This window comes from Paracidobacterium acidisoli, from assembly GCF_003428625.2.
Taxonomy (GTDB): domain Bacteria; phylum Acidobacteriota; class Terriglobia; order Terriglobales; family Acidobacteriaceae; genus Paracidobacterium; species Paracidobacterium acidisoli.
The window spans coordinates 13,080-39,633 of sequence record NZ_QVQT02000003.1; the positions used below are offsets into that span (position 1 = coordinate 13,080).

The 26,554-nt window shown below is 59.9% G+C and carries 27 protein-coding genes; 18 read left to right on the top strand and 9 right to left on the bottom strand.

The features are described from left to right. Window positions 1-22 precede the first annotated feature (22 nt). From map to rplQ, 8 genes are all read left to right on the top strand, one after another. Complete coding sequence (gene map, locus D0Y96_RS07515; RefSeq protein WP_117298779.1) at window positions 23-772, top strand: type I methionyl aminopeptidase; 750 nt, start codon at window positions 23-25, stop codon at window positions 770-772. Window positions 773-817: 45 nt separating this feature from the next. After that, window positions 818-1,036, top strand: coding sequence for a translation initiation factor IF-1 (gene infA, locus D0Y96_RS07520; protein WP_026442745.1), 219 nt, complete (start codon window positions 818-820; stop codon window positions 1,034-1,036). A 38-nt stretch (window positions 1,037-1,074) separates the two neighbouring features. Further along, entirely contained in the window at window positions 1,075-1,188 is a 114-nt protein-coding gene (rpmJ, locus tag D0Y96_RS07525) for a 50S ribosomal protein L36 (RefSeq protein ID WP_015896560.1), read from the top strand. 165 nt (window positions 1,189-1,353) lie between these two features. Beyond that, complete coding sequence (rpsM, locus tag D0Y96_RS07530; protein WP_117298780.1) at window positions 1,354-1,740, top strand: 30S ribosomal protein S13; 387 nt, start codon at window positions 1,354-1,356, stop codon at window positions 1,738-1,740. Continuing rightward, window positions 1,740-2,168 carry a 30S ribosomal protein S11 gene (gene rpsK / locus D0Y96_RS07535; protein WP_117298781.1) on the top strand — a complete coding sequence of 143 codons (429 nt, stop codon included), beginning with the start codon at window positions 1,740-1,742 and terminating at the stop codon, window positions 2,166-2,168. Before rpsM ends, rpsK begins: the two co-directional genes overlap by 1 nt. A 167-nt stretch (window positions 2,169-2,335) precedes the next feature. Next, window positions 2,336-2,965, top strand: a complete 630-nt coding sequence (gene rpsD / locus D0Y96_RS07540) for a 30S ribosomal protein S4 (protein ID WP_117298782.1) — start codon at window positions 2,336-2,338, stop codon at window positions 2,963-2,965. 198 nt (window positions 2,966-3,163) lie between these two features. Further along, on the top strand, window positions 3,164-4,258 hold the full coding sequence (locus D0Y96_RS07545) for a DNA-directed RNA polymerase subunit alpha (protein ID WP_117299656.1): 1,095 nt from the start codon (window positions 3,164-3,166) through the stop codon (window positions 4,256-4,258). 110 nt (window positions 4,259-4,368) lie between these two features. Further along, the gene (rplQ, locus tag D0Y96_RS07550; protein ID WP_117298783.1) at window positions 4,369-4,845 is read left to right on the top strand and encodes a 50S ribosomal protein L17; all 477 of its coding nucleotides are present in this window, start codon (window positions 4,369-4,371) and stop codon (window positions 4,843-4,845) included. 114 nt (window positions 4,846-4,959) lie between these two features. Here the strand turns inward: rplQ and D0Y96_RS07555 are convergent, their stop codons facing one another. Next, on the bottom strand, window positions 4,960-5,121 hold the full coding sequence (locus D0Y96_RS07555; protein ID WP_158562295.1) for a hypothetical protein: 162 nt from the start codon (window positions 5,119-5,121) through the stop codon (window positions 4,960-4,962). 253 nt (window positions 5,122-5,374) lie between these two features. Next, on the bottom strand, window positions 5,375-6,256 hold the full coding sequence (locus D0Y96_RS07560; RefSeq protein WP_117298784.1) for a helix-turn-helix domain-containing protein: 882 nt from the start codon (window positions 6,254-6,256) through the stop codon (window positions 5,375-5,377). Window positions 6,257-6,441: 185 nt separating this feature from the next. On the opposite strand from D0Y96_RS07560, the gene D0Y96_RS07565 reads away from it, so the two are divergent. Together D0Y96_RS07565 and D0Y96_RS07570 are read left to right on the top strand one after the other, a co-directional pair. After that, window positions 6,442-6,612, top strand: coding sequence for a hypothetical protein (locus tag D0Y96_RS07565; protein ID WP_158562297.1), 171 nt, complete (start codon window positions 6,442-6,444; stop codon window positions 6,610-6,612). Between the two features lie 90 nt (window positions 6,613-6,702). Beyond that, window positions 6,703-6,894, top strand: coding sequence for a hypothetical protein (locus tag D0Y96_RS07570; RefSeq protein ID WP_117299658.1), 192 nt, complete (start codon window positions 6,703-6,705; stop codon window positions 6,892-6,894). A 4-nt stretch (window positions 6,895-6,898) separates the two neighbouring features. On the opposite strand, the gene D0Y96_RS07575 is transcribed toward D0Y96_RS07570, so the two are convergent. Next, window positions 6,899-7,363, bottom strand: a complete 465-nt coding sequence (locus D0Y96_RS07575; protein WP_117298786.1) for a hypothetical protein — start codon at window positions 7,361-7,363, stop codon at window positions 6,899-6,901. A gap of 529 nt (window positions 7,364-7,892) precedes the next feature. Here D0Y96_RS07575 and guaB point away from each other — a divergent pair. After that, the gene (gene guaB, locus D0Y96_RS07580) at window positions 7,893-9,416 is read left to right on the top strand and encodes an IMP dehydrogenase (protein ID WP_117298787.1); all 1,524 of its coding nucleotides are present in this window, start codon (window positions 7,893-7,895) and stop codon (window positions 9,414-9,416) included. Window positions 9,417-9,635: 219 nt separating this feature from the next. Then, window positions 9,636-10,361 (top strand): GNAT family N-acetyltransferase, encoded by a 726-nt coding sequence (locus tag D0Y96_RS07585; RefSeq protein WP_117298788.1) that lies wholly within the window; start codon window positions 9,636-9,638, stop codon window positions 10,359-10,361. 43 nt (window positions 10,362-10,404) lie between these two features. Here the strand turns inward: D0Y96_RS07585 and D0Y96_RS07590 are convergent, their stop codons facing one another. Continuing rightward, entirely contained in the window at window positions 10,405-10,896 is a 492-nt protein-coding gene (locus D0Y96_RS07590; RefSeq protein WP_117298789.1) for a DinB family protein, read from the bottom strand. Window positions 10,897-11,096: 200 nt separating this feature from the next. On the opposite strand from D0Y96_RS07590, the gene rimP reads away from it, so the two are divergent. The 5 genes from rimP (at window position 11,097) to D0Y96_RS07615 (ending at window position 18,108) form a co-directional block, all read left to right on the top strand. Further along, window positions 11,097-11,732 (top strand): ribosome maturation factor RimP, encoded by a 636-nt coding sequence (gene rimP, locus D0Y96_RS07595; protein WP_117298790.1) that lies wholly within the window; start codon window positions 11,097-11,099, stop codon window positions 11,730-11,732. A gap of 96 nt (window positions 11,733-11,828) precedes the next feature. Beyond that, window positions 11,829-13,493, top strand: coding sequence for a transcription termination factor NusA (nusA, locus tag D0Y96_RS07600; RefSeq protein WP_117298791.1), 1,665 nt, complete (start codon window positions 11,829-11,831; stop codon window positions 13,491-13,493). 145 nt (window positions 13,494-13,638) lie between these two features. Further along, window positions 13,639-17,034, top strand: coding sequence for a translation initiation factor IF-2 (infB, locus tag D0Y96_RS07605; protein ID WP_117298792.1), 3,396 nt, complete (start codon window positions 13,639-13,641; stop codon window positions 17,032-17,034). 75 nt (window positions 17,035-17,109) lie between these two features. Next, on the top strand, window positions 17,110-17,679 hold the full coding sequence (locus tag D0Y96_RS07610) for an HIT family protein (protein WP_117298793.1): 570 nt from the start codon (window positions 17,110-17,112) through the stop codon (window positions 17,677-17,679). A gap of 225 nt (window positions 17,680-17,904) precedes the next feature. Beyond that, entirely contained in the window at window positions 17,905-18,108 is a 204-nt protein-coding gene (locus D0Y96_RS07615) for a hypothetical protein (RefSeq protein WP_117298794.1), read from the top strand. Between the two features lie 15 nt (window positions 18,109-18,123). Here the strand turns inward: D0Y96_RS07615 and D0Y96_RS07620 are convergent, their stop codons facing one another. The 3 genes from D0Y96_RS07620 to D0Y96_RS07630 form a co-directional block, all read right to left on the bottom strand. Further along, window positions 18,124-19,617, bottom strand: a complete 1,494-nt coding sequence (locus tag D0Y96_RS07620) for a DNA recombination protein RmuC (protein ID WP_117298795.1) — start codon at window positions 19,615-19,617, stop codon at window positions 18,124-18,126. 72 nt (window positions 19,618-19,689) lie between these two features. Then, window positions 19,690-20,163, bottom strand: a complete 474-nt coding sequence (locus tag D0Y96_RS07625) for a GGDEF domain-containing protein (RefSeq protein WP_350449003.1) — start codon at window positions 20,161-20,163, stop codon at window positions 19,690-19,692. Beyond that, on the bottom strand, window positions 20,150-21,103 hold the full coding sequence (locus D0Y96_RS07630) for a protoglobin domain-containing protein (protein ID WP_158562299.1): 954 nt from the start codon (window positions 21,101-21,103) through the stop codon (window positions 20,150-20,152). The genes D0Y96_RS07625 and D0Y96_RS07630 overlap by 14 nt, the downstream gene beginning before the upstream one ends. Window positions 21,104-21,534: 431 nt before the next feature. Here D0Y96_RS07630 and D0Y96_RS07635 point away from each other — a divergent pair, with 431 nt between their 5' ends. Beyond that, window positions 21,535-22,674, top strand: coding sequence for a mechanosensitive ion channel family protein (locus D0Y96_RS07635; protein ID WP_117298798.1), 1,140 nt, complete (start codon window positions 21,535-21,537; stop codon window positions 22,672-22,674). A gap of 72 nt (window positions 22,675-22,746) precedes the next feature. Here D0Y96_RS07635 and D0Y96_RS07640 read toward each other — a convergent pair whose 3' ends face one another. After that, the gene (locus D0Y96_RS07640) at window positions 22,747-24,786 is read right to left on the bottom strand and encodes an EAL domain-containing protein (protein WP_117298799.1); all 2,040 of its coding nucleotides are present in this window, start codon (window positions 24,784-24,786) and stop codon (window positions 22,747-22,749) included. A 142-nt stretch (window positions 24,787-24,928) separates the two neighbouring features. After that, complete coding sequence (locus tag D0Y96_RS07645; RefSeq protein ID WP_117298800.1) at window positions 24,929-26,539, bottom strand: DHA2 family efflux MFS transporter permease subunit; 1,611 nt, start codon at window positions 26,537-26,539, stop codon at window positions 24,929-24,931. Window positions 26,540-26,554 lie beyond the last annotated feature (15 nt).

The window sequence follows — 26,554 nt, forward strand, 5'->3', positions numbered from 1 at the left end:
ACCGGGGAGCGAACGGCAGGATATGGCCATCATGATCAAGACGCCGCAGGAGATTGAGAAGATGCGGCGCAGCGGCCAGGTAGTACGCGAGGTGCTGGAGCACGTGCGTTCACTGGTGAAGCCGGGTACGACGACGCAGGATCTGGAGAACGCGGCCGCGGAGAAGATGCGGGAGCTGGGCGCGAGGCCGGCATTCAAGGGGTACCGCGGATATCCCTGCGTGCTGTGCACCTCGATCAACAGCGAGGTGGTACACGGGATTCCTTCGGCAAACCGGGTGCTGCGCGAGGGCGATATCGTTTCGATCGACACCGGTGTGGTGATCGATGGGTATTACGGGGACTCGGCGACGACGATTGCAGTGGGCGAGAAGATTGCGCCGCGGACGAAGAAGCTGCTGGAAGTGACCCAGGCATCGCTCGAGCGGGCGATCGGCGAGGTGAAGGCCGGAGCAACCCTGGGCGATGTGGGCGCGGCGGTGCAGGAAGTGGTCGAGGCGGAAGGCTTCAGCGTGGTACGGGAGTTTGTGGGGCACGGAATCGGGACGCGGCTGCATGAAGATCCGCAGGTTCCGAATTATGGCCGCCGCGGACAGGGCCAGAAGCTGCGCGAAGGCATGGTGCTGGCGATTGAGCCGATGGTGAATGTGGGACGGCCGGGTGTACAGGTTCTTGAGGACGGCTGGACGGCGGTAACAGAAGACGGGAGTCTGAGCGCCCATTTTGAGCACACGGTAGCGGTAACGGCCGAAGGTGCTCTGGTTCTTACGTAGGAAACGGCGGAAGGCCGGCGGTGACCGGCGGAAACAGGATACGGATTGTCGAAGGAAGACGCGATTGAAGTCATGGCAACGGTGCTGGAGACGTTGCCCAATGCGATGTTCAAGGTGGAGCTCGAAAACAAGCACCAGGTGCTGGCGCATGTTTCCGGGCGCATGCGGAAGAACTTCATCCGCATTCTTCCCGGCGATCGGGTGGCGGTAGAGTTAAGCCCGTACGATCTGACGCGCGGGCGGATTGTATATCGCTACAAATAACAGAGCGCAGGGCTCAGGGCGCAGGATTGAGGAGTGGAATGAAGGTTCGTGCATCGGTAAAGAAGATTTGTGACAAGTGCAAGGTCATTCACCGCCGCGGGGTGGTGCGGGTGATCTGTGAGAACTCGAAGCACAAGCAGCGCCAGGGCTGAAGGCTGGAGCTGAAATCGGGAGTCAGGCCCCAATGCGGGCAGGGGCGAGTTAGCTGAAGAAAGGCTTGCGAAGAACCTCGACTCCACAACTGCCGGTTTCCCATACGGGGACTGGTTTAACCGCTTCCGGCGGCGAAGCTGCACGGAGCATATGAAGGAAGAAGCATGGCACGTATTGCCGGCGTCGATCTGCCCAGGAACAAACAGGCGCGGATCGGGCTTACTTACATTTACGGGATCGGAAATCCGCGTGCACTGCGGATTCTGACGGCGGCGAATGTCGATCCGTTCAAGAAGATCCAGGATCTGGGCGAGGATGAGGTCAACCGCATTCGCCAGGTGATCGAGGAGGAAGGCGGGGTCGAAGGAGACCTGCGCAAAGACGTCTCGATGCACATCAAGCGGCTGATCGATATCCAGTCGTATCGCGGACTGCGGCACCGCCGCAGCCTTCCCACGCGCGGACAGCGCACGCATACCAATGCACGCACCCGCAAGGGACCGCGTAAGGGCACGGTAGCGAACAAGAAGAAAGCGACGTCGAAGACCTAATGGCAAAAGCACAGCAGCAACAGCAGGGCAGTGCCGGAAAGGCTGCCAGGAACAAGAAGTTCAAGAAGCGCGAGCGCAAGAATGTCCCGTTCGGTCTGGTGTACATTCAGGCGTCGTTCAACAACACGATCGTGACGATCACCGACGGACAGGGCAACACGCTGTCGTGGAAGAGCTCGGGTTCACTGGGCTTCCGCGGATCGCGCAAGGGCACTCCGTTTGCCGCCCAGCAGGCGGCGATCAATGCCGCCAATCAGGCGCGGGATCACGGATTGCGCTCGGTGGATGTGCGGGTGAGCGGGCCGGGCTCAGGCCGCGAGTCGGCGGTGCGTGCTCTGGCCGCAGCCGGCCTCGAAGTGCGGTCCATCCGCGACGTTACGCCGATACCGCACAATGGTTGCCGTCCGCCAAAGCGCCGCAGAGTGTAAGACGAGTTGTCAGGGATCAGTTGCCAGTTCCCGGTGAAAACCAGACTGGCAACTGGAGACTGGCAACGGTAAACTGATTATGGACCGGGAGGAAGCGCGTGCCGCGCGTAAACCGGTTGGCCCCTGAAAGAAGCGATCCGGGCTGAGGCTCGGACGAGGAGAAGACGTTGGCACGTTATACCGGAGCAGTCTGCCGCCTTTGCCGTCGCGAAGGCACCAAGCTTTTTCTGAAGGGCGCGAAGTGTTTCAGCGATAAATGCCCGATCGAGAAGCGCAATTTCGCCCCCGGCCAGCATGGCCGCGACCGCAAGGCGAAGATCGTCGGTTACGGTCTGCAGCTTCGCGAAAAGCAGAAGGCAAAGCGTATCTACTTCGCGCTGGAAGGCCAGTTCCGTGAGTACTACGAGAAGGCGTCGCGCGCACAGGGTGTGACCGGCGAGCTGCTGCTGCAGCAACTGGAGCGCAGGCTGGATAACGTCGCGTTCCGGCTCGGCTTTGCGAGCTCACGCCGCCAGGCGAGACAGATTGTCCGCCACGGACACGTGGAAGTGAACGGCAGAAAGGTGAATATTCCTTCGTACCAGGTGGGCGTGGGCGATGAGATCAGGATTCGTCCGAATTCGGCGAAGCTGACGGTGGTGGAGACGGCGCGGGAGTTTGCGAGCCACCAGCCGGCTCCGGCATGGCTGAGCGTGGATCACAACAGCCTGACGGGTAAGGTGCTTTCCCTGCCGAAGCGCGACGATGTGAACCTGCCGGTGAACGAGCAGCTGATCGTCGAACTGTATTCGAAATAGTTCTTAGTTGTCGGTTTCCAGTTTTCAGTCGTTCGGCTTTTACTGACAACCGGAGACTGACAACTTCAAAGGTTTCCGGATCTTTGATCCGGAGGAAGTAACACCGCGAAAGCGGTGAAATTTAACGATGAGGTAAACCGGCGCAGCCGCTGCAAAATGCTTCGCGGCGTTCGCTGCGCATGGAAAGGCGATATCGATATGCTTTGGCGAGGATTTCAAAAACCCAAGCGTCTGGCAGTTGAGAGCGAGACGCTCACCGATAAGTACGGCAAGTTCAGCGCGCAGCCGTTTGAGCGCGGATTTGGCACCACCATCGGCAACGGACTGCGGCGGACGCTGCTTTCATCGATTGAAGGCGCGGCGGTGACCGCGGTGAAGATCGAAGGCGTGCTGCACGAGTTCCAGTCGATTACCGGCGTGGTCGAGGATGCGACGGATATCATCCTCAACCTGAAGCAGGTTCCGTTCAAGCTGAACGGCGACGGCCCGAAGGCGCTGTACGTGCGCGCGGACCAGCCGGGTGTGGTGACCTCGGGCATGATCGAGGCCGATGGGGATGTGGAGATCCTCGACAAGGACGTTTATATCGCTACCGTGAGCGAAGGCGGAAAGCTGGATATGGAGATGCGGCTGAAGCGTGGCCGCGGCTATGTCTCGGCGGACAAGAACTTCGACTCGGATCTGGGAATCGGATTTATTCCGGTGGATTCGGTGCACTCTCCGGTCCGCAAGGTGAATTACACGGTGGAAGCAGCGCGTCTGGGTCAGATTACCGACTATGACAAGCTGACGCTCGAAGTGTGGACGAATGGTTCGGTGCTTCCGGCGGACGCTGTAGGTCTGGCGGCGAAGCTGCTGAAGGACCACATGAGCATCTTCATCAACTTCGAGGAAGAGATCGAGACCGAAGCTCATGCAGAAGAAGGCCGGATGCAGCTTCGGAACGAGAATCTGAACCGGTCGGTCGAAGAGCTGGAGCTGAGCGTTCGCAGCTACAACTGCCTGAAGAACGCGAATATTCAGACGATCGGTGAACTGGTGCAGAAGACCGAAGCCGAGATGCTGAAAACGAAGAACTTCGGACGGAAGTCCCTGAACGAGATCAAGGAAATTCTCGCGCAGATGGGGCTTTCGCTCGGCATGAAGATCGACGAGAACGGTAACCCGGTGCCTGGACCGACGAGCGTGCTGCCGTCGGCAACCCTGGCGGCAGGATATGGCCGTTACGACGACGACGATGATGACGGACTGGGCGACGAGATTCCGTTGCCGGCCGAAACGGAAAACTTTTAAGAGCAGTTGTCAGTGAACAGTCCTCAGTTGTCAGTTGTTTTGGCGCTGAGGACTGACTTAACTGGAGACTGGCCGCTGTAAACTGAGAACTTTGTAAAGAGAGATTCGCCATGCGTCATCGCAATGCAGGATTTAAACTCGGACGGAACACCAGCCATCGGCGCGCGCTGCTGCGCAACCTGGTGACGTCCATTCTTCTTGAGGACCGCGTCGTCACGACGGTGACGAAGGCCAAGGCGGCGAGGCCGCATGTGGAAAAGATGATCACCCTCGGCAAGAAGGGTGATGTCCATTCTCGCCGGCAGGCGCTGTCTTTCCTCCAGACACGCGAGGCAGTCACACGCCTCTTCGATACGGTCGCGCCTCGGTACGGCGACCGCAACGGCGGCTATCTTCGCATTGTGCGCAAGGGCTTCCAGAAGGGCGATGGAGCTGAGACAGCCTTCATCGAGCTGCTTGGCGCCGAGGCACTGCTCGACGAGAAGCGCCAGAAGCGCGCGGAAGGCCGCGCAAAGAAGCGCGAGGAGCTGCAGAAGCAGATGGAAGAGCAGCAGGCTCAGAGCGGCGAAGGCGGCGAAACAGCTTAAGCGGTTTCAGGACTATATGTCCGAAGGCGCACCCCTCCCAGAGGGGTGCGCCTTTTTATGTGGGCTCGCCGATTATGGCAATGGAGGCCACGCAGGGTAGCCTGGTCCTGAAGGTCAGAAGCCGGAGCGAGGGCTTCTGCCGAAAAACTGAGCGCGGAAGCGCTGCCGGAACTTTGCCGCCGTGGTGGGCTTACCCAGGCCGAACCAGAGAATGAGCGCGCCCATGACCATCAGGTGCGATACGACGATGATGAGACCGATAATTTCCATAGCCATGTTTCATTCCTCCGGTTCTGAAGTCTGACTTCCGGGGTTCTTCTGCCGGGAGCAGTCTCCACTTTTCAGAGTGCAGCGGATGTGTGGAGTGGATGGTCTTTTCCTGCGATAAGGAGCGATTTCCTGCTGCGAAGAGGATTGAAAGCAGTTCTCCTGATGCCATAGAGTGGCAGAGCCGTGCCGTGTGGCTGTTCTTCGGCGGAACGGCCACTCCAGAGCCTTCATTCCCCTCCACGCCTTCAGGAGAACTGCTTTATTGCCGCCGCAGCCATTCGGTGGGGCTGATACCGACTTCTCTGCGGAATGCGCGGGAGAGATGGCCAGGGCTGGAGAAGCCGGCTTCGACAGCGATCTCGGCAACGGTCCGGCTGCCCAGGCGCAGCAGGGACTGAGCCTGGCGGAGCCGCTGCCGAAGCAGATAGCGGTGCGGGGAGATTCCCATGGCGGTGCGGAAGAGCCTCGCGAAGTGGAAGACGCTCATCTCCGCGACCTGAGCGAGATCTTCCAGGCGGAGATCGGAGTGGCTGTTTTCGTGGATGAAGTCGAGAACACGGCGGAGGCGCGCCTTTGAGATGCCGCCTTTGGCGAAGATGGCCTCCGGATCTTCCTTTGCGTGCTTCCGGAGCAGGGCGACGGAGAGAGACATGCCGAGAAGGTCGCCGTAAAGCGCGCCGGTGGACCATCCTTCTTCCATTTCGCGCTGGATTTCCGTGAGCAGAAGGCTGAGCTGGCTGTCCCTGAAGTGCCAGAGGCTGGCGAAGCCGGAACGGGATTTCAGATCAAGCTCGCGAGCGGCGCGGGAGAGATACGAATCATCGATGGAGACAATGAGCCGGCGGGAAGGAGCGTTCCAGCGCAGGCGGTCGCGGGTTCCGGGAGCGAGAAGGATCAGTGAGCCGGGACCGGGAGATTCCTTTCCGTTTTTTCCTTCACTCCACCACTCCATCTGAACGGGGTCGCTGGTCTGCATGTGCAGGCAGAGGGAGGAGTGCTCGTGTTCGGGAATTTCAATACCCGGGATGGAGTGTTTCTCGACGATGAGGCCATTCCATGGAGAAAAGATGGTGCCCGATGCCGGCTTACCGGGGAGAAGCGGTACGACCTGGTCATCGCGAATGACAGAAATCCGGCTCATGGAAGGTCTCTGATTTCTATCATGCGCCTTTTTTCAGGCTGGACGCAGCAGACACAGGAAGGCGCGGCCGACCACCAATCATGGCCGGGCTGCCGAGATGATTTCGGCAGGTTTGGCATAGTTTGCGCAGGAAATGCACACTGCCCGCTGCACGCCACCGTACACAGGATATGGAGGTGTCTGCGATGAATCCGTTTCGGCAGCTCACGAACAGCTTTATCTTTACCTTCGGCATTACTCCGCCGCGGCCGGAGCAGGAGAGAACGGCGACTGTTTTTATCTCCGCTCTGCTCTTCGGGACCATCCTTCTGGTTCTGGGGCTGGCGGTTCTGATTCTTCGGCATATTTTTGTGTAGAGGGTTGGCGGGGAGCGATTCAGGGCTCACAAGCCGACTCCATGGAACTTTCGCGTGCCGATCCGCGTATGGCAGAACGGAGTGGAGGCGATGGTTCGATTCCTTCTGTGGTGCATTCTTTTTCTGATGTGCTGGCCGCTGGCGCTTCTGGCGCTGGTTCTGTATCCGCTGGTGTGGCTGGTATTGCTGCCATTCCGCATTGTCGGGATCGCGGTGGGCGGAGCACTGGAACTGGTGGCTGCGCTGATCTTTCTGCCGGCGCGCCTGCTGCGAGCCATTTAGCGCGTCAGCATTTTCTGCTCTGGCGGCAGTACTCATTCGCCGCGTCGAGATACTGTGTCCAGTCCGAGGCGATCCCTCTGCGAGCCTCATCGAGCGGCATGCGTCCTGCGCGCACTTCTTCCGCAAGATAGTTTTCGACGCGGTCCTTCACTTTGAAGTAGCGATTGTCGAGTGATGTCTGACCGGGACCGCATTCGGGCCAGATATTGCCGAGGCCGTCGGCTCCGCCGAGCTCCAGAGGAACCAGATGATCGAGCTCGCAGACCTGGGTTGCGCCGGTGTTGTTGCGTGGCACAGGGATTCCATACCACCTGTACACCAGGTGCTTCTGCGACTCACTGGATTCGCAGTTGCGGACGCAGCCGGTACGCCATGAGGGGCTGCGGAGGGTATCGAGCGTCACATAGGGATTGGCGCCGCCGGGGGTGCAGCCGGAATCGGGTTCGGGGTAGCCATTTTTAATGACCATGTGACAGGGAACCCGGCCATGGGGCGTTGTCCACGCTGCAAAGTATTGCGAAGTACAGGAGACGCCGAGGGCAGAGCAGTTTACCGGCTGCCGGGTGGAGGGCTCATTCTGTGCGAACGGGGATGCAGACGGGTGGGAGCGCCCGGAGAAACGCTCCGAACGGCGATGGTGCTCGCGTATGCTGCGCGGAGGCTGAAGGGAACGGTTGTTACGGAAGACGAAATAAACGATCAGGAGAAGGAGAAGGAAGACAAGAAAGTGCGGAAGTGGTGACTGACGACGCGCCATGACCAAGTAAAGACCAGTTTCAACGTAGCATGAACGCCGGTGGTACTCTTTTTGCTGCAAAGGGATACGGGCGTGTGAAGGAAGCGGGACGAAGTGTGGGCGGTCTGCGGCCCCGTCGGGCACGGTATTCTTCGACTACAATACTCAAAAGCCTTTTGCCCACGCGTGTTTTTCAGATGCAGGGCATTCGTGCATCCGATTCCGGAATCCAAATCCGGATCGAAACGATCAAACACTTTTTATGATTGAACATCCCGTCCCCGAAGCCCTGACATTTGATGACGTTTTACTTGTGCCTGCCTACAGCGACGTGGTTCCGGCGCAGGTGAGCACGCAGACGCGGCTGACGCGGCGGATTGTGCTGAATACTCCGCTGCTGAGCGCGGCGATGGATACGGTGACGGAGTCGCGGCTGGCGATTGCGATGGCGCAGCAGGGCGGACTGGGGATTGTGCACCGGAATCTGTCGATTGAGCAGCAGGCAAGCGAGATCGACAAGGTCAAGCGGTCGGAGAGCGGGATGATCGTCGATCCGGTGACGATGGAGCCGGAGCAGCTGATCTCGGATGCGCTCGAGGTGATGCGGCGGTACAAGATCTCGGGCGTGCCGGTGACGCGGAACAAAAAACTGGTCGGCATCCTGACGAACCGCGATCTGCGCTTTGAGACACGGACGGATGTTCCTATCAGCGATGTGATGACGAAGACGAATCTGATCACGGTTCCGGTAGGCACGACGCTCGAAGAAGCGGAACGCATTCTGCATCAGCACCGGGTGGAAAAGCTGCTGGTGGTGAATGGCGGTTACGAGCTGAAGGGCCTGATCACCGTCAAGGATATTCAGAAGAAGCTGAAGTATCCAAATGCCTCGAAGGATGAGCAGGGGCGGCTGCGTGTGGGCGGCGCGATCGGCGCGACAGGCGATTTTCTGGAACGCGCTGCGGAGCTGGTGAAGAACCGCGTGGACGTGCTGGCGGTGGATTCAGCGCATGGACATTCATCGCGTGTACTGGAGGCAGTGCGGGCGGTAAAGCAGCGTTTTCCTGAGGTGGACCTGCTGGCGGGCAACATTGCGACATACGAAGGCGCCGAAGCGCTGATCGACGCCGGCGCGGACGCGGTGAAGGTGGGCATCGGGCCGGGTTCGATCTGCACGACGCGCATGGTGACGGGCGCGGGTATGCCGCAGATTACGGCAATCAGCGAGGCATTTCGCGCGGGGCGGAAACACGACATTCCGATCATCGCGGACGGCGGTATCAAGTACTCAGGCGATGTGGCGAAGGCGATTGCAGCGGGCGCAAGCGTGGTAATGATCGGATCGCTGTTTGCGGGCGTGGATGAGAGTCCGGGCGAGACGATTCTGTATCAGGGACGCTCGTTCAAAGCATACCGCGGTATGGGATCGCTGTCGGCAATGGCGCAGGGCTCGGGCGAGCGGTATTTCCAGAGCAGCCGCGACATGGAAGAGCGGGAAACGAGCAGCGAAGGCGTAGTGGCACGCGAGCGCAGCGGACAGAACCGGCTGGCGAAGTTTGTTCCGGAAGGTATCGAAGGACGAGTGCCGCATCGCGGTCCACTGGAAGCGATGGTGTATCAGCTGGTCGGCGGGCTGCGGTCGGGAATGGGCTATCTGGGCTGCGGGTCGATCGAAGAGCTGCAGACGAACTCGCGGTTTGTGAGGATCTCAAACGCGGGCCTGCGCGAAAGCCATGTGCATGATGTGATCATCACGCGGGAAGCGCCGAATTATCACGTGGAGTAGGGCGTAGCATACGCCTGCGTGCCCGGCTTTTATTGTCTTGCCGGCATGGCGGCAGGCGAAGGCATTCTTCGACTGTGTACTGACCTGCGCTGATGGATGAAGATTCTTCCGCGCATATCCTCAGTGCCGGAAATCTCATTCGCGACAGCGCTCTGATCTTCAGGCGAAGCTGCGAATCCAATGCGGCGGTCTGTCATCTGACAGTTATTGAGCCGCGTTATGGAAGAATCTCAGGTTTTATTACGGGCAGAGCCGCTGCCACGTACGTCGCTGACGGGAAATGAAGCACTCGATAACCCGATCTGGCATGCTCTGTCGACAGAACAGCAAAAACTGGCCGCAGGCAACGAACTGGCGAAGCGTTTCCCCATAGATATAGCGCCGCTCGGCGCGCTGAGGGAACAGTCGGCGGAGTCGTACGCAGCGCTGGAGGATCTTGCGTCGCATGACGCGGTGGCGCTGTTTCTGGATGTGGAGCCGGCTGTGCCGGAGGGCTGGGAGATAGTTCATCGCGGAGAGATGTACCAGATGGTCTGCGAGGCTCCGGTGCGTGTGGGCATGGGTGCTCCGATCCGCGATCTGATGCAGGCGGATGTTCCGGCCATGCTGGCGCTGACGAAGCTGACCGAGCCGGGGCCGTTTCGGGAGCGGACGATCGGGCTGGGACGATATCTGGGGATATTTGACGGTGAGTTGCTGGTGGCGATGGCAGGAGAGCGGCTGCATCTGACGGGATTCACCGAAGTGAGCGCGGTGTGCACGCATCCCGATCACCGGGGGCGGGGATATGGAAATGCGCTGGTCGCGGCTGTGGCGGATGGGATTCAACGCCGGGGAGAGATGCCGTTTCTGCATGTGAAGACAGAGAACGCGGCGGTGCGGGTCTATGAGCGGCTGGGCTTCGGCGTGCGGAGGCAGCTGCATCTGGCGGTCGTGCGGCGTTAGTGCATTCGGGGCACGGTTCTGAGCGGATGCGCCGGTATTCTTCTCACGCGGAGCGGGAAACGGCAAGACGTTCGAGCTGGGCGAGGTGGTTGAGGTCGTGTCCGGCCATAGTTTCTACGATGGTGAGAAAGGTCATGGAGCCGCGCTCCGGGTGACTGACGGGCTTTGCCGCAGAGGCTGGCAGGCTGGCCTGGAAAAGGCGCAGGTTCCAGGTGCGCAGCGCAATGAAGGTGGCAAGAGCTTCCGTGGCGCCCAGCGCAGAGTAGGGCCGAGCCCAGTGGTCCTGATCGAAGGGCTGGATGATATGGGCATCTTCGGCGAGGGTCTGGCGGAGACGGAACGAGAAAGCGATCTCGCAGTCTGCGAGATGGCAGAGGATGTCGCGGGGGCTCCATTTACCGGGCACGGGTGAGACGGTTATGAGGCCGGAACCGATAGCTTCTGCGAGCGAGGCGAGCTTTGCGGGCGTGGCGGCGAGGATGGGAAGCGGGTCCTGTCCGGCGAGGAAGGAGTCGTAGGGGTTCGCGATGCTCATGCAGACATTGTGCGTCAGGATGAGGGCTGAGAGAGTATTTGAATTTGGGTGGGGATTGGGCGTATTCTTAAAGTTGCATACGAGTTTGTCCCGCCCGGGCCGTGAGTTTCCGGCGATAAGCGTTGAAGGCGCGGAGGAATGAGTGGGCTTTAGGCCCACTTTTTATTTGCGGCAAAATTTGTGGTGTTTCGCGGGAAACGATGGCGGTCGAGCTGGAGAAAATTCGCGCCACTGCGCAACGGGTCGCTGCATCGCACGGGCTGGACGTTGCCGATCTGGAGTTTTTCGGGGGGGCGAAGCATCGGTCGCTGCGGGTGTTTATCGAGAAGAACGCCGAAGAGCGGGAGAAGCATGCGGCCAGAACCACCCCTGACGAGCCGGTCAGCGATGAGACCGGAGAAGAGGCGTTTGACAGCGACGCGGCTGCGAATATGGATCAGCTGGCCGGGGTGACGCATGAGGATTGTGAGGCGTTCAGCCGGGATTTCGGGACAGTGCTCGATGTCGAGGAACTGATACCGGGCGACGGTGAGTATACGCTGGAGGTCTCGTCGCCGGGCCTGGACCGGAAGCTGCACGGACGGGCTGATTTTGAACGGTTTCGTGGAAATCTGGTGAAGCTGCAGACGTTTGAGGCGGTGGCGGGCAACCGGCACTGGCAGGGGAGGCTCACAGAGGTAGGCGAGCGCTCGATTCGTCTGGATTTAACAGCGCTGAAGCAGAAACAGAAGGGCCCGAAGGGAAAGACCGGAGAAAAGAAGCCGGTTGCGGCGAGTGAAATGGTCGAGATCGGGCTGAGCAATATAGAAAAGGCGAACCTGATTCCGGAGATCTGAGAATCAGGGAACAAGGGTGTTGTCCTGCAGCCGTAGCCGCTGAAGTGACGTGGTGGTGAAGACGGGGCACCCAATCAGGGACACAGAGAGAAACAGATGGCAAGTGTGCTTTATCAGAGCATTGAAGTGTTGAGCCGGGATAAGGGGATCGACCCGGGGATCGTCGTGTCGGCGGTCGAGGATGCGATCGCGCTGGCGACGCGCAAGTACTACAAGACGCAGGAAAACATGCGCGCCGAGCTGGACAAGGAAACCGGCGAGATTCGCGCCTATGTCTACAAGACGGTCGTGGAGACTCCGGAGCAGATTGAAGACCCGGTAAACCAGATTGCGCTGGAAGCGGCGCGGGAGCTGGCGCCGGAGGTCGAGGCCGGCGGAGAGATCCGCTACTACAAGCCGACGGATGTACTGGGACGGATTGCCGCGCAGATGGCCAAGCAGGTGATCTTCCAGAAGGTGCGCGAGGCGGAGCGGGACACGGTCTTCAACGAGTATGCGCATCGAGTGAGCGAAGTACTGACGGCGACGGTGAAGCGGGTGGAGATGCAGGACGTAATCTTCGATCTGGGCAAGGCCGAAGCGCGCATGCCGAAGCGGGAGCAGTCGCGGCTGGAGCAGTTTGCCGTCGGAGAGCGGGTGCGGGTGGTGCTGCTGCGTGTGGACCGCGCGGCGAAGGGCCCGCAGGTGATTGTGTCACGCGCAGCTCCGGAGCTGGTGCAGAACCTGTTCCAGAGCGAAGTGCCGGAGATTTATGACAGCACGGTGGTGATTCGCGCCATTGCCCGCGAGGCAGGCGAGCGGACGAAGATTGCCGTGATGTCGCGGGACAAGGACGTGGACCCGGTGGGCGCGTGCGTGGGCATGAAGGGCATGCGCGTGCAGTCGATCATTCGTGAGCTGCGCGGCGAAAAGATCGACATTATCGAGTTCAGCGAAGAAGTCACCACATTTGCAGAGAAGGCCCTGCAGCCGGCGAAGGTAAGCCGTGTGAGCATTGCCGATCTGGGTGAGAAACAGCTGGAAGTAATTGTGGACGATACGCAGCTGTCGCTGGCGATCGGCAAAAAAGGTCAGAACGTGCGGCTGGCAGCGAAGCTGCTGGGCTGGAAGATCGATATCAAGAGCGAGGAAGAGAAGCGGCAGGAAGTTGAGCAGCAGATGCAGGGCTTCGGCAGCGGACAGACGACACCGATCGAGCAGGTGGCGGAGCTGGGCGAGAACATCATCCAGAAGCTGATTACGGCGGGCATCACGACGGTGGAATCGCTGGCGGATATGACGCCGGAGCAGCTGGAGGAGATTCCGGGCATCGGCGAGAAGACGCTGGAGAAGATCAGCGTGGCGGTACGGCACTACTTCGGCCAGTATGAAGAGGGCGAGGAGCGTCCGGCCGGAGAGCCTGCGCCAGCCGAAGAGGCAGCGAGACGCGCCGAGGAGGCGAGTCTGGCGGAAGAAGAAGATGCACTGCGGCTGGATCTGACGCAGGAAGGTGAAGAGGCTGCGAGCGACGAAGGCTCGGGTGTGATCCGAGATGATGTCGCCGAAGAGCAGCTGTCAGAACTTACCGAAACCGGTCCTGATCTGGAGACAGAGGGAGCGGAAGCGGTGGCACCGGGTCTCGAGGACACAAGCGAGAGGCTGGCGGAGCACAATCCGGACTTCGACATTGCGCGGGCAGAAACTGTGTTGGAAGGTAATGTGGAAGAGGTAAAGGACGAAGCCGTGGGTGAACGGAAGGTTGATGAAGGGAGCGGCGCGTAGTTATGCGCCGCACAGAGTTGAATCGAGCGCAGAAGCGGGGCGCGGTGCGCTGGTTTTCAGGGGATAATACAAAACAGAGCTTAGCCTGCAGCCAGGAGTTTTTCATGACGGACTAATGGCCGGGGGAAGTGAATCAAAGGGGCGGATGAGTAAAGTTCGGATCAACGATTTAGCACGGGAACTGGAAGTGAAAAGCAGAGCCATCCTCGAGGCACTCACCGAAGTCGGGGTGACCGAGAAAAAAACGCACTCCAGTTCGCTCGAAGCCGATGAGGCCGAGCGTGTGCGTACCTATTTGCAAAAGAGCGGTAAGGGACACTCCGGCGGCGGGGCACGGACGGAAGCCGAGCCGAAGCCGAAGATCGACTGGTCGCAGGTTTCGAAGCCGGGCGATGTGCTGAAGGCGATCCAGCAGAAGAAAGAGCAGGAAGCTGCGGCGGCACGGTCTGCAGCGGCTCCCAGACCGGCTCCCGCTGTGACTCCTGGACCGGTCAGCGGACAGACACCAGGCGCGGCGCCAGCGACAGGTTCGCCGGTTACGGCGCGACCCGCTGTGAATATACCTGGATCTGGTGCCGCGGTTTCGTCGGCTCCTGGAACATTCCGGCCTGCCTCTCCTGCGACGACGCCGGCTGCGGCAGCGCCTGCTCCAAGAAGAATCGTTCCGCAGCCCCGGCCTGCACCGAATGTGGTCATGGCGCCTCCGGCTCAGACTCCGGCGATTGCTGCTCGGCCCCCGGCTGGACCGGTTGTGGCGAAGCCTCCGGTAACGGCGGCACCCTCAGGTGCAACGGTTTCTCCAGCGACCAATGTTCCGGCAGCGGCTCCGGTGACGGTACGTCCACCAGCCGTGGCAGCGCAGCCAGTTTCAACCGCGACTGCGCAGGCGGCCCCTGCCGTGACGGCTCCGGTGACGGCGGCTGCTCCCGTGGCAGTGAGTGCTCCGGCAGTGGCGCCGGCGGCTCCAAAGACAGCTCAGGAAGCCCCACAACAGGCTGCGGTTTCGGCTCCAGCCGGTGCTCCGGTAAGTTCGGCTCCGGCTCCGGTTTCGGCACCTCCGGCGGCGGCGACTGGATCGGTTGCAGCAGCCCCAGGCACGGCAACCCCGGCTTCGGCTTCGGCTGCGCCGGTTGCTGCTGCTCCTTCAGCAACGGCGACAGGAGCTCCGGCACCTCCGGCAAGGCGTGTCATTATGCCGCAGACGGGACCGCGCCCTGTATATACGGCACCTCCACCGGCTCCGGTGGCGCCTCCGCCTGCAGGTGGGCAGGCAGCAGGTTCAGGAATTCAGCGGGGCAAGCCGATTTTCGATCGCAGACCGACGGGTGGCCCGATGGGAGGGTCGCGTCCGCAGGGTGGTCCGGGTGGACCAGGCGGCGGTCAGGGACAGTTCCCGGGCGGACGGCGTCCGATGCATCCGACGCGCAGCCAGCCAGGTGGTGGACCTCCTGGAGGCCCGCGGCCAGGGATGGGCGCACGGCCAGGATTTGGCGCGAGGCCAGGATTTGGCGGGCCAAGGCCCGGAATGGGTGGAGCGCCGGGACTGGTGCCGCCTCCGGGAGAAGCGCCGCGTCCGCAGCGGCCGGGCGCACCGAGAGGGCGTGGCCGTCAGCAGTATCCGAAGAGTAAAGAAGGCCCGATGAAGGGATTTGCGCCGCCGCCGCGTTTTGGCGGAGCGCAGGTTCCGATGGAGCCGGTGCCGGTTACGCGCACCATCACGGTGACGGAAGGCATCAGCGTGAAGGACCTGGCGGAGAAGCTGGAGCTTCGCGCCAAGGATCTGATCGCGACGCTGCTGATGCGCGGAGTATTTGTAACCGTCAATCAGTCGCTGGATGGCGAGCTGGTGAAGGATGTGGCTCGGCAGTTCGGCGCGGACGTGCAGGTGATCACCTTCGAAGACCAGATGGCCAACGAAGCGTTCGAGAACATGCTGTCGCAGGAGAATCCGGACGAACTGGAAGTGCCGCGGCCTCCGGTGGTGACGGTGATGGGCCACGTCGATCATGGCAAAACGTCGCTGCTGGACGCGATCCGCGAGACGGACGTAGCGGGCGGCGAGGCGGGCGGCATCACGCAGCATATCGGCGCCTACAAGGTGAAGATCGGCAAGTCGGATTCACCGGCATTCGGACGCGAGATCGTCTTCCTGGATACACCGGGTCACGAGGCGTTTACGCGTATGCGTGCGCGTGGCGCTAAGGTCACGGATATTGTTGTGATTGTGGTGGCAGCCGATGACGGCGTGATGCCGCAGACGCTGGAGGCGGTCGACCACGCGAAAGCGGCGAATGTGCCGATGATCGTGGCGGTGAACAAGATCGATAAGCCGGATGCGCAGCCGGAGCGGGTGAAGAAGCAGCTTGCGGACCGCGGGCTGGTTCCGGAGGACTGGGGCGGAAGCACAGTCTTCGTGGACGTTTCGGCGAAGAAGAAGCAGAACCTCGACCTGCTGCTGGAGATGATCTGCCTGGTCGCCGATCTGGGGAATCTGAAGGCGACTCCGGGCCGCACGGCGGTAGGCACGGTGATCGAAGCGAGACTGGATCGCGGCCGCGGCGCTGTAGCGTCGGTGCTCGTACAGAACGGCACACTGCGCAACCAGGACAGCTTTATCGTCGGCAACACCTTCGGTAAGATCCGCGCGATGTTCGATGACCGCGGACGGGCGATCGAAGTAGCCGGACCTTCGACTCCGGTGGAGATTCTGGGTCTGGAGGGCATGCCGGATGCGGGCGATACGTTCCTGGTGACGGCGGACCGCGACAAGGCCAAGAGCATTGCGCAGTATCGCAAGATGCGGGAGCGCGAGGCGCAGCTGGCCAAGTCGTCACGCGTGTCTCTGGAAGGACTGGCAGAGCAGATTCGTCAGGCCGGCGTGAAGGAGCTGCCGCTGATTCTGAAGGGCGACGTAACCGGATCGGTCGAAGTGCTGGCAGATTCGCTGCAGAAGATGTCGACCGAAAAGGTGCGGATCAAGGTCATTCGCTCGGGCGTGGGCGCAATCACGGAGAGCGATGTGCTGCTGGCTTCGGCGTCGAACGCGATCATCATCGGGTTCAACGTACGGCCGGAGCGCAAGGCTTCCGATCTGGCGGAGCAGGAGGATGTGGAGATCCGGCTGCACTCGATTATTTACGAGCTGCAGGACGAGATTCACAAGGCAATGCTGGGCCTGCTGGAGCCGGTCTTCAAGGAGAACTACCTTGGCCGTGCCGAAGTGCTCAACGTCTTCAAAATTCCAAAGGTGGGCACCATCGCCGGTTGCCGCGTCACCGACGGCATCCTGCGGCGCGACGCGGATATTCGCCTGATGCGCGGCGGAGAGCAGGTCTTCAAGGGCAAGCTCACCTCGCTCAAGCGCTTCAAGGACGATGCTCGCGAAGTGACCAACGGCATGGAGTGCGGTGTAAGCCTTTCCGGTTACAGCGACGTGCAGGTCGGCGATACGATCGAGGCCTTCACTACGGAGAAGGTTGCGGCAGAGCTGACCTCAGCGAAGCCATCAGACCGGCGGCAGGTAGGGGAAGCCGTAAGCTAAGCAAAAAAAACAGACTCAGATCATAGAGTTTGGCACAGGGGCAGGCTTTCGAGCCTGCCCTTTATACTTGCCTGCGTGGATCATCTGTGGACACCGTGGCGGTATGCGTATGTGACGGAGGCCGACCGGAAGCGGCGGCAGGGAATTCCTGACGAGCTGCAGGCGTGGCCGGGCGATACAGGCTGTGTCTTCTGCAATGTGATTGCGTCGGTCGATTACGCGATTGCGAACGGCATGGATCGGGAAGAAGCCGAAGCCGCAGCAGGGATTGTACTGCGTGCGAAGCATTGTTTTATCTGCCTGAACCGGTATCCCTACACCGCCGGACACATTATGGTGCTGCCCTATGAGCATCAGGCATCGCTGGCGGCGCTGAACACCGCGACGGCGCATGAGCTGATGGATCTGGCACAGAAGTCGGAGTGCGCGCTGGCGCAGGTGTATGCACCGGATGGATATAACTTCGGGCTGAACCTGGGGCGGGCTGCGGGAGCGGGAGTGACCGGCCATCTGCACCTGCATGCGATGCCGCGCTGGGTGGGCGATACAAACTTTATGACCGTGGTGAGCGAGACGCGCGTGCTTCCAGAGGAGCTGCGTGTGACGTGGAAGAGGCTGCGCGAAGCATTTGCCTCGGTGGAATAAGTGCAGGTGTTTTCCCTGTTATTCCGTTGATCTTTCGAGACGCATTCCTGGAATGCAAGCGTATCCCTTTGCGTTTTCCGTACAGTCAATCCGTTTGTGAGCCTCCGCAGTATGCGAAAACAACATCCAACCCAGGAAGAACGCAGGAGGAATTGCTATGACCCACACGCACGGAAAACAACACACGAAGAGCAGGAGCAGGATCGCACAGCAGCGCCGGCGCAGGTGCAGCCAGTCCCTCCTGACAACGCGGCCCGCTCAGGCGACCGGCATGCCGAGCAGCGCGAGCATTTGAAGCGCAACGTTGCGGAAGGGCAGACGCAGCGGCATCCCGAGACTCCGGCGGGGCAGCATGCGACAGGATCGTTTACGGACGATGCGGGGCAGGAAACGGCCGGCGAAGAGCATAACAGGCGCAAGGCCGGCTGATGGGCGCTGCCGCGGTCAGGGCTTTTCGGTCTCCGTCATGGACATCACGTTGTCCTGAGCTGCCGCGGCAAGCTCGAAAAGCTCGGGTGACGGTTCCTCGATGGCCTGTTCGACTACGACAAGCGGAAAGCTCTTTGTGGGTTTGATTCCGAGACCTTTCAGCATTTCTGCCTGACGGATAGCGTTGCCTTTTCCCTGAGCCAGCTTTTTATATGCCTCATCGTAGCTCTGGCGAGCTGCTTCGAGACTACGTCCAACATCGGTCAGATCTTTTGCAAAGGCCGCGAGCTTATCGTAAAGCTCACCACCGCGGCGGACGATCTCCTGAACGTTTCTCGTTTGCTGTTCCTGCCGCCAGAGGTGAGAGACGGTACGCAGCACAAAGAGGAGTGTAGTACGGCTGACGAGAAGGATATTCCGGTTCCAGGCCTCTTCCCAGAGCCGGCTATCCTGCGCGAGGGCCAGCATAAAAGCAGGCTCAATGGGGATGAACATCACAACGAAGTCGAGTGATCTGAGGCCGTAGATCGACTGATAGTTGCGCTGGGAGAGCTCTTTGATGTGGCCGCGCACGGAGGCGAGATGACGGCTGAGTGCATCGCTGCGGAAGGCCTCATCATCGCTGCTGCAATAGTTGTTGTAATCCACCAGCGAGACCTTGGCGTCGATGATGATGTGCCGTCCCTCGGGCAGATTGAGGATGACATCGGGTTTGACGCGGCTGCGATCTTCGCGCTGGAAGTTCTCCTGCACGCGATATTCGTGGCCTTTGCGAAGACCGGAGGATTCGAGCAGGCTTTCGAGGACGAATTCACCCCAGTCGCCCTGTATTTTGGAGGAGCCTTTGAGCGCGCTGACCAGATTGGTGGCATCCTGCGAGAGGCGCTCGTTCAGCGTACGAAGCTGATCGATCTGCGTCTTCAGCTCGGAGCGGCCGGCGATGCCGTCTTTCTGAAGGCTCTCGACTTTTGTCTGAAACTCTCCAAATTTCTCTTTAAGCGGATGAAGCAGGTTCGTGAGATTCGTCTGATTCTGTTCGGTGAAGGCTTTTGATTTTTGCTCGAGAATTTCGTTTGCCAGCGCTTTGAACTGATTGGATAGCTCCTGACGCGCCGCAGTGAGCATGGCAAGCTTCTCTTCGGCATTCACACGCTCTTTGTCGAGAGCGGTGCGCAGTCTCGCATTCTCTGTTTCGAGCGTGCCCGCCTGTGTGCGCCACTGTTCGGCTTCGGTTCTGGATTTTTCCAGAGCGCTGCGCAGATCAGCCATTTGTGCGGCGATCTGCGTACTGGTGGCTTCAAGGGAGGCAACACGGGCGAGGCCGGCCGTTTCACGCTCACGGACTATGTCGAGCGCGGTGTTCTTTGCAGCGAGCTCAGAGGCGAGCGCTTCGGCCCGCGCCTGCAGCGGCTGCAGCTCCACACTGCGCCGGCTGGCGAGAAGAAGGAAGACGAGCAGGCCGCCGGCGGCGAGTCCAAGAATGAGCGCTGCAGCCAGAGAAAAAAGCATATCTGCATCTTACGCCTTACGTATTTTCTTCGCCCGGATAAAGATGTGCGCCGGGGGGCACGAGAAGATCCCTCATTGTGAGATTGTTCCGTCCGGTGAAGGAGCCATGTCCATTACGACCTGATTTCGTCCCGCAGCTTTTGCTGTGTAAAGCGACTGATCGGCGCGAGCTAACAGTTTCTCGTAGTCCAGCTCCCCGGCGAATGCGGCTATCCCCAGGCTGGCAGTTACAGAGAGGACGTTCCCGTCCGGAAGCCGGAGAATGAGGTCCTGAATACATTGCCGTATGCGTTCAGCGATGTTGCCGGCGAGAGAGGGATCGCAATCCACGAGCACGATTAATACTTCTTCTCCCCCATAGCGGAAGATGAAGTCAGAAGGGCGACAACATTGCGTAATGGCGGCAGAAACCTGCTGCAGCACGGCATCTCCAGCCAGATGGCCAAAGGTATCGTTGACCTCTTTAAAGCGGTCGATGTCGAACATGAGGATACAAAAGCCCCGGTCTTTTCGAATCTTCTGGAGTGCGATTTCACGCATCAACACCGTCGGCAGGAAGCGCCGATTGAGCAGGTAAGTTAGTGGATCGCGGCCATTTTCGATTTCCAGACGGGCTTCGAAAAGATTGTTCAGGCTGAATTTGACGGAGGCTATCTCCTGCTGAATACGCGATCAGTGAACCGACCACGTTTCGTTCAGCATAGACGGCGGACTCGAGCGCCGGCACAAGGTCAGTGTCGATTCTGGTAACGGCATCCACGATCACGCCGACTTCCATCGCACCTTCGAAAAGAAGGCGTGCCTTATGGTCAAGCCAGAGGCCGAAGTCTGATTTTCCCAGGAGAGGAAGACACTGAATATCGCCAGACTGGCAGAAGGAAGTCAAAATATGCTGGACCCACTCCATGAGCGCAGCGCGCTGCCGCTCTTTCTCCATGGCGAGATTCTGACAGAGCGCCTGCAGCCGGTATGTCTCTTCCAGCCGCGCATGTTTGGCCTGCCTAGAATAAAAGCTGGCCGCCCGAATTTCTACGGAAATATCGATGATGAATACCAAACATTTAACGGTTTCCAGAAGCTGTTCGGATGAAAGGGGAAGAGTCCCGAGATGCGATATAAACCAGAGTTTCAGTTTGCGCATGGACCGCGATAAAGCGTAAGGGGGCAGCCCAATGCGCGCCATCATTCGTCCAACTTCCTTCTGGCGTTCACAATACTCGTCGACCGCATCTGGATCGAGCATCAACAGATGCTCGATCCATTTCAGGAATAATTCGGTGATCTCCTGACGTCCCGCATCGGTTGGAATCACACTGGCGATCTCGCGGTCTTTTGTGAGAAAGGCTACATATCGATCGCATAAATCCTGAATGTGATCGGTCAGAATCCGGTGCAGAATTTCCCGGCACCGCGTATCCACAGAAGAGACGTAAGCCTGCCACTCGGCAGCAGTTTCGCGCAGGGCCTCAGCTTCGAGCGTTGGCAAATGTATGTTTCTCCTTTGAAAGTTCGCCATTTTATTTTACAGGTAAAATTTTTTATCACGCGCGAAGATGCTTCTTTCTTCCTGTCCGGCCGGGCTGGAAGTTATTGCGGGCCATTCGCCCGGTAGAGAGAAGCGGGAGCGCCGGATACAGCCTCCGTTTGGAGAGAAGACGTAACGCTGCGGTGAGTGGAATGACGCGCCGGACCGGTAAAGCGACCGATAATCCCGCAAACCTGCGGCAGGCTTTTCGCATCCTCTTTTCGTAGCGCCTGCGGGAGAATCATGCACCGCAGGCGATAAGCGAACGGCCGAAGCTGCGGTTTCCCCTCAATGCTGTGCGAGTTCCGCACAAGAGCCGGCATGGCAGATTCCGCGAACAGTCTGAAACCGAAAGCTGAAACCAAAAACCAGATATCAACGCCCGGAGATCTATGTCTGCCCTCCCTCAGTCGACACTGCATATTCTTCGCGCTCACTGGATTCACTGGCTGATCGGTCTGGCCATTCTGGTTGCCGCGGTAGTCCTCAGCTCTTTTGTGCGCAGTATCCTTACGCGGCTGCTGGCGCGTATCCGCGGTTTTCACTTCGGCGACAACTCGCCGCTGGCACGCATCGTGCATCGGGTTCGACGTCCGGTTCAGGCGCTGGTTCTGTTTACCGGGGTTGGCTTCATTCTGCCGCTGCTGGATATGCCTGCAGTGTATCTGGGGCCGATGCAGAAGGCTCTGGCGGTGCTGTGGTTTATCGCTCTTGGCTGGCTGATGATCTCCGCGGTCTATTGTCTTGAGGATCTGCTGATTCTGCGCTTCGACATTTCCGTCGCCGATAATCTGCGCGCGCGCCGGGCACGCACGCAGCTCCAGCTGATGCGACGCATGCTGATCACGCTGCTGATCGTGATCGATGTCGGCCTCGCGCTCTCTGTCTTTCGCGATTCGCAGATCTGGCACTATGGTGCGGGGCTGCTCGCTTCGGCCGGGCTGGCCAGTCTGGTGCTGGCCACGGCAGCCAAGTCTTCGGCTTCGAATCTTCTGGCTGGTCTGCAGATCGCCTTCACCGAACCGATTCGTCTGGACGATGTGGTGATTGTGCAGGGCGAATGGGGGCGCATCGAAGAGATCACGACGACTTATGTTGTTGTCGCGATCTGGGATCAACGGCGCCTGATCGTGCCACTGAGCTATTTCATCGAGAATCCATTTCAGAACTGGACACGGAATACCGCCGATCTCCTGGGGTATCCCTATCTTTACGTCGATTATTCGGTGCCGGTGGAGCCGCTTCGTCAGGAATTCCGACGGATTCTGGAGGCCTCGCCCGACTGGGATAAACGGGTTTGCGTGCTGCAGGTCACCAATCTCTCCGAGCATACGATGGAGATTCGCTGCCTGCTGAGCGCCGCCGACTCGAGCAGGCAGTTCAATATCTGCTGCGAGGTTCGCGAGAAGATGGTGACTTACATTCAGAAGAATTATCCGGACGCGTTTCCGCGTACGCGCTTCAGCGCTGTCTCATCCGGCGGAGAGAAGCAGGAGCGTCTGATGCAGCCTCCGTTTGCAGAGAAGACATAACGCTGCGGCGAGTGGAATGATGCGCCGGCGCGAAGGTCAGAATCTGTTCAGTTTGTTCCCCGCGATGGCGAGTCAGGAAGTGCTGGCGGCAAGCCTTGCCTGCAGATCTTCCACGATATGACGCAGCCGCTCGCGCTCTCCCGCGCCGTCGTTTGCGTTGGTAATGGCGGCAACGCAGCCGGTGATCGTGCCGTCTGCGGACTGGATGGGAGCAGCGGTCACACAGATCCAGATCATCTGCCCGTCGCCCCGCCGATAGCGGAATTCTTCTGCGTCGGTTGTTTTGCCGAAGAAGATGGCGCGCTCCAGAGGCAGATCCCTTGCATGAACCGGTTCTCCATCGGGATAAAAGACGACTCCCTGCTGCTGTTCGGCCAGATCGACTCCCCGGAAGAGCGGACGGCCCAGGATGGCTTCAGCCTGAGGATTACCCATGACAATGCGACCTCCGGGGGCCTCGGCGATGACGATACCCACCGGGACGGCCTGAAAAACGGCCTGCAGCCGGGCTTCGCTTTGCCTCAGCGCCTCTTCTGCCCGCTTGCGGTCATCGATATCCTCGACCGTTCCGTACCAGCGCACAATCTTTCCGCCTGACCCGCGACGCGCGGCTGCGCGCGCACGCACCCATCGCCATTTGCCATCGCCCCGGCCGACCCGGTATTCGATATCGAGCGGTCTGCCGGTACGGAGGCACACGTTCCAGATATTCTGCACACGCTCAAGATCGTCCGGGTGCACCGCCTGTTTCCAGCCATCGCCCCGCGTCTGCTCTTTCGTCTGCCCGGTGAGGCTCTCCCATTTAGGACCGGAATCGAGAATGGCTCCCTCGGCGTCGGCGGTCCATGGCACCTCGGCGTTCAGCTCCACGGCATTGCGATAGTGATCCTCGCTCTCGATGAGAGCCTCCTGCGCCTTTTTGCGCAGGGTGATGTCCACAACCGCGCAGGAGACGCCCATGATCTCGCCGGCCTCGTCACGGACCGGTTCATAGGACATGAGCAGATATTTTTTTCCGCCGGGCTCCTGCGCATGGGGCCTTTCTATCTCGAGGTCGGAGATCGATTCGCCCATGAGAGCCCGGTGCAGCCAAGGCTCCACTTCGGCAAAGGCCTCGGGCAGTATTTCGGCCACGGTGCGTCCCAGATGCTGGGAAAGCGGCTTGCCTGTGATTTCGGCGAGGCAGCGGTTAAGGCTGCGATAGCGCAGATTGCGGTCGAGAAAGCAGAGGCCGACCGGGGCGCCGTCATAAATCGCCTGCAGCTGTGCCAGACGCTGCGCGGGAAGGGCTTCCAGCTGAAGGGCCACCTCTTCACCAGGCGGCTTCGGCGCGGAGACATTCGCCACGGTCCCGAGTGTCTTCGCCGCCAGAATGGCCGGCAGCTCCGCGGCGGGAACAGCGCGGCTGAAGAGCCAGCCCTGCCCGAGCTCGCAGCCCATCCGGAAGAGCATTTCCGCCTGTTCCTGCTCTTCGATGCCTTCCGCCACGGTTTCCATCCCAAGGCTATGCCCCAGGCCCACAACAGCGGCTGCGATCTTCCGGCTGCCTCGCTGATAATTCATCGAGCGCACGAAGCTCGAATCGATTTTGATTCGATCGAGAGGTAAAGCCTGCAGGTGGCGCAGGCTGGAGTAACCGGTTCCAAAGTCGTCGAGCGCAAGCTGGGCTCCCATCTCCTTAAGCTCCTCGGCAATGACTGAGGCGAGCTCCAGATTCAGCACGAGAGCGCTTTCGGTGATCTCGACGATCAGGCGGCGAAAGGGGAAGTGCGCGCGCTCGGCTACAGCATGCAGGCGCGAGGCGAAGATGCGATTGCGAAGCTGGATGGGAGAGATGTTGACTGAAAGTGTCAGATGCTCCGGAAGTCCGGCTCCGACGGCGAAGGCCTGTGTCAGCAGCCTTTCGGTGAGCGATCCGATCAGCTCTGTCCGCTCGGCGAGGGGGATAAAATCGACAGGCGGGATCAGCCCGTTTTCCGGGTGCTGCCAGCGCGCCAGTACCTCGAAGCCGGATAGCCGTCCGGTTCTCAGTTCAACAATGGACTGAAACCAGGGAACAATCTCATCCCGTTCGAGGGCCTTGCGCAGGTCATTTTCGTTCAGGGGAGACATGCGACACAGAAATACTACGCCGGAACGATCCCGAGACCCATCGCAAAGTCACTATCGTACCGTTCTGATCCATCCATAACGGGAAATGCTGTACTCGTTTTCACAAAGGAAACTGCACCTGTGCCGGTTCTCGGCTGCGGCCTCAGTGCATAGCCACGCTGCCGCCGCCCTGACCGGGACGGTTTTTGCTGAGCAGAAATGCAGTGGCGATCATGGCCAGCGACATCCAGCAGAGCAGCATGTAGACATCCTGGTAACCCTGCATGGCGGCCTGCTGGTTGAGCTGATTGTAGATGCTGGAAAGCGCCATCGAGGAGCCGTTTGCCGCGCCGGCGTGCCCGCTGAAGAAGCTGCTCAGGGCCTGCACCTGCTGATGAAAGAAAATATTGCCGTCCTGCATATGGTTCTGGAGCCGGGCCTCGTGCCAGAGGGTGCGATTGGTTACCACTGCGTTTGTGACGGCGATGAAGATGCTGCCTCCGATATTGCGGACGAAGTTGATCAGGCCGGCCACCTGATTGCTCTCAGACCGCGGCATGCCGACATAGGCTGCATTGGTGATGGAGATGAACGCAAACGGGATGGGAAATACCTGCAGAATACGCAGCCACGAGGCATAGCTGAAGCTCATCTGCAGATCGATATGCGTAGCCGAAAAATAGTATGAAAAAGCAAAGATGCTGAAGCCCGCGGCGGCGAGGTTCCGTGCAGAAAACTTGTTGGTCATATAGCCGGCCATCGGCATGACGATCACCAGAGCGATGCCGCCGGCGGTGAGGGCCTCTCCGGCTTTGGTCGCCGTGTAACCGAGAAGCTGCTGGAGGAACAGGGGCTGCAGCACGGTACTGGCATTGAGCACACCGCCGACCAGCATCATGAGAAAGCAGCAGACGGCGAAGTTTTTGTAACGAAAGAGCCGGAGATTGATCAGCGGCTTCTTCTGGCGCCACTCCCACACGATCAGGCCAATGATGCCCACGACGAAGAACACTGCGAAGATGCGGATAAAGTTCGAAGCGAACCAGTCATTTTCCTCGCCCTTGTCGAGCATGATCTGCAGGCCGCCCATAGCCAGCGTGAGAAAGCCGAGGCCGACGTAATCGATATTCAGGAGATTCTTCCGGTCCGCCTTGATCCACGGCGGATCGTCGACCAGACGTGTGACCAGCAGGAAGGTCAGCATGCCGACCGGGATATTGATGTAGAAGATCCATCGCCACGAATAACTGTCGGTAATCCAGCCGCCAAGAGTGGGACCAATGGAGGGAGCGAGGACCGCGACCAGGCCATAGAGTGCGAAGGCCAGCCCGCGCTGCCGCTCGTCAAAGGAATCTGCCATGATGGCCTGCGCCATGGGCTGCAGACCGCCGCCGCCGGCGCCCTGCAGGACGCGGCAGAGCAGCAGGATGGGAAGTGTGGGGGCAATGCCGCAAAGGAAGCTGGCGACGGTGAAGATGGTGATACAGAGGAGAAAGAAGTTTTTGCGGCCGAAGACGCTCGATGCCCAGCCCCCGAGCGGCAGCACAATGGCGTTGGCCACAAGGTAGCTGGTCAGTACCCAGGTTCCCTGATCGGTGCTGGCGCCCAGATTGCCGGCGATATGCGGCAGGGCGACGTTTGCAATAGACGTGTCGAGCACTTCCATAAACGCCGCGAGGGCCACGGTCATCGCGATCAGCCAGGGATTGACCCTCGGCTTCCAGTGCTCGTGGAGCGACGCTTCTGTCGGAGCTTCCGCAGTCGTTGCAGCCACCGGTGCGCTCTCCTG

Bases quoted from the DNA above. Each gene is read 5' to 3' on its own strand.
- map (WP_117298779.1), top strand. From the start codon at position 23: ATGGCCATCATGATCAAGACGCCGCAGGAGATTGAGAAGATGCGGCGC.
- rpsM (WP_117298780.1), top strand. From the start codon at position 1,354: ATGGCACGTATTGCCGGCGTCGATCTGCCCAGGAACAAACAGGCGCGG.
- rpsK (WP_117298781.1), top strand. From the start codon at position 1,740: ATGGCAAAAGCACAGCAGCAACAGCAGGGCAGTGCCGGAAAGGCTGCC.
- D0Y96_RS07570 (WP_117299658.1), top strand. From the start codon at position 6,703: ATGGTTCGATTCCTTCTGTGGTGCATTCTTTTTCTGATGTGCTGGCCG.
- D0Y96_RS07635 (WP_117298798.1), top strand. From the start codon at position 21,535: ATGTCTGCCCTCCCTCAGTCGACACTGCATATTCTTCGCGCTCACTGG.
- infB (WP_117298792.1), top strand. From the start codon at position 13,639: ATGAGTAAAGTTCGGATCAACGATTTAGCACGGGAACTGGAAGTGAAA.
- D0Y96_RS07590 (WP_117298789.1), bottom strand. From the start codon at position 10,896: ATGAGCATCGCGAACCCCTACGACTCCTTCCTCGCCGGACAGGACCCG.
- D0Y96_RS07555 (WP_158562295.1), bottom strand. From the start codon at position 5,121: ATGGCTATGGAAATTATCGGTCTCATCATCGTCGTATCGCACCTGATG.
- D0Y96_RS07575 (WP_117298786.1), bottom strand. From the start codon at position 7,363: ATGGTCATTAAAAATGGCTACCCCGAACCCGATTCCGGCTGCACCCCC.
- D0Y96_RS07545 (WP_117299656.1), top strand. From the start codon at position 3,164: ATGCTTTGGCGAGGATTTCAAAAACCCAAGCGTCTGGCAGTTGAGAGC.
- D0Y96_RS07560 (WP_117298784.1), bottom strand. From the start codon at position 6,256: ATGAGCCGGATTTCTGTCATTCGCGATGACCAGGTCGTACCGCTTCTC.
- D0Y96_RS07585 (WP_117298788.1), top strand. From the start codon at position 9,636: ATGGAAGAATCTCAGGTTTTATTACGGGCAGAGCCGCTGCCACGTACG.
- D0Y96_RS07640 (WP_117298799.1), bottom strand. From the start codon at position 24,786: ATGTCTCCCCTGAACGAAAATGACCTGCGCAAGGCCCTCGAACGGGAT.
- D0Y96_RS07620 (WP_117298795.1), bottom strand. From the start codon at position 19,617: ATGCTTTTTTCTCTGGCTGCAGCGCTCATTCTTGGACTCGCCGCCGGC.
- rplQ (WP_117298783.1), top strand. From the start codon at position 4,369: ATGCGTCATCGCAATGCAGGATTTAAACTCGGACGGAACACCAGCCAT.
- rpmJ (WP_015896560.1), top strand. From the start codon at position 1,075: ATGAAGGTTCGTGCATCGGTAAAGAAGATTTGTGACAAGTGCAAGGTC.
- guaB (WP_117298787.1), top strand. From the start codon at position 7,893: ATGATTGAACATCCCGTCCCCGAAGCCCTGACATTTGATGACGTTTTA.
- rimP (WP_117298790.1), top strand. From the start codon at position 11,097: ATGGCGGTCGAGCTGGAGAAAATTCGCGCCACTGCGCAACGGGTCGCT.
- D0Y96_RS07565 (WP_158562297.1), top strand. From the start codon at position 6,442: ATGAATCCGTTTCGGCAGCTCACGAACAGCTTTATCTTTACCTTCGGC.
- nusA (WP_117298791.1), top strand. From the start codon at position 11,829: ATGGCAAGTGTGCTTTATCAGAGCATTGAAGTGTTGAGCCGGGATAAG.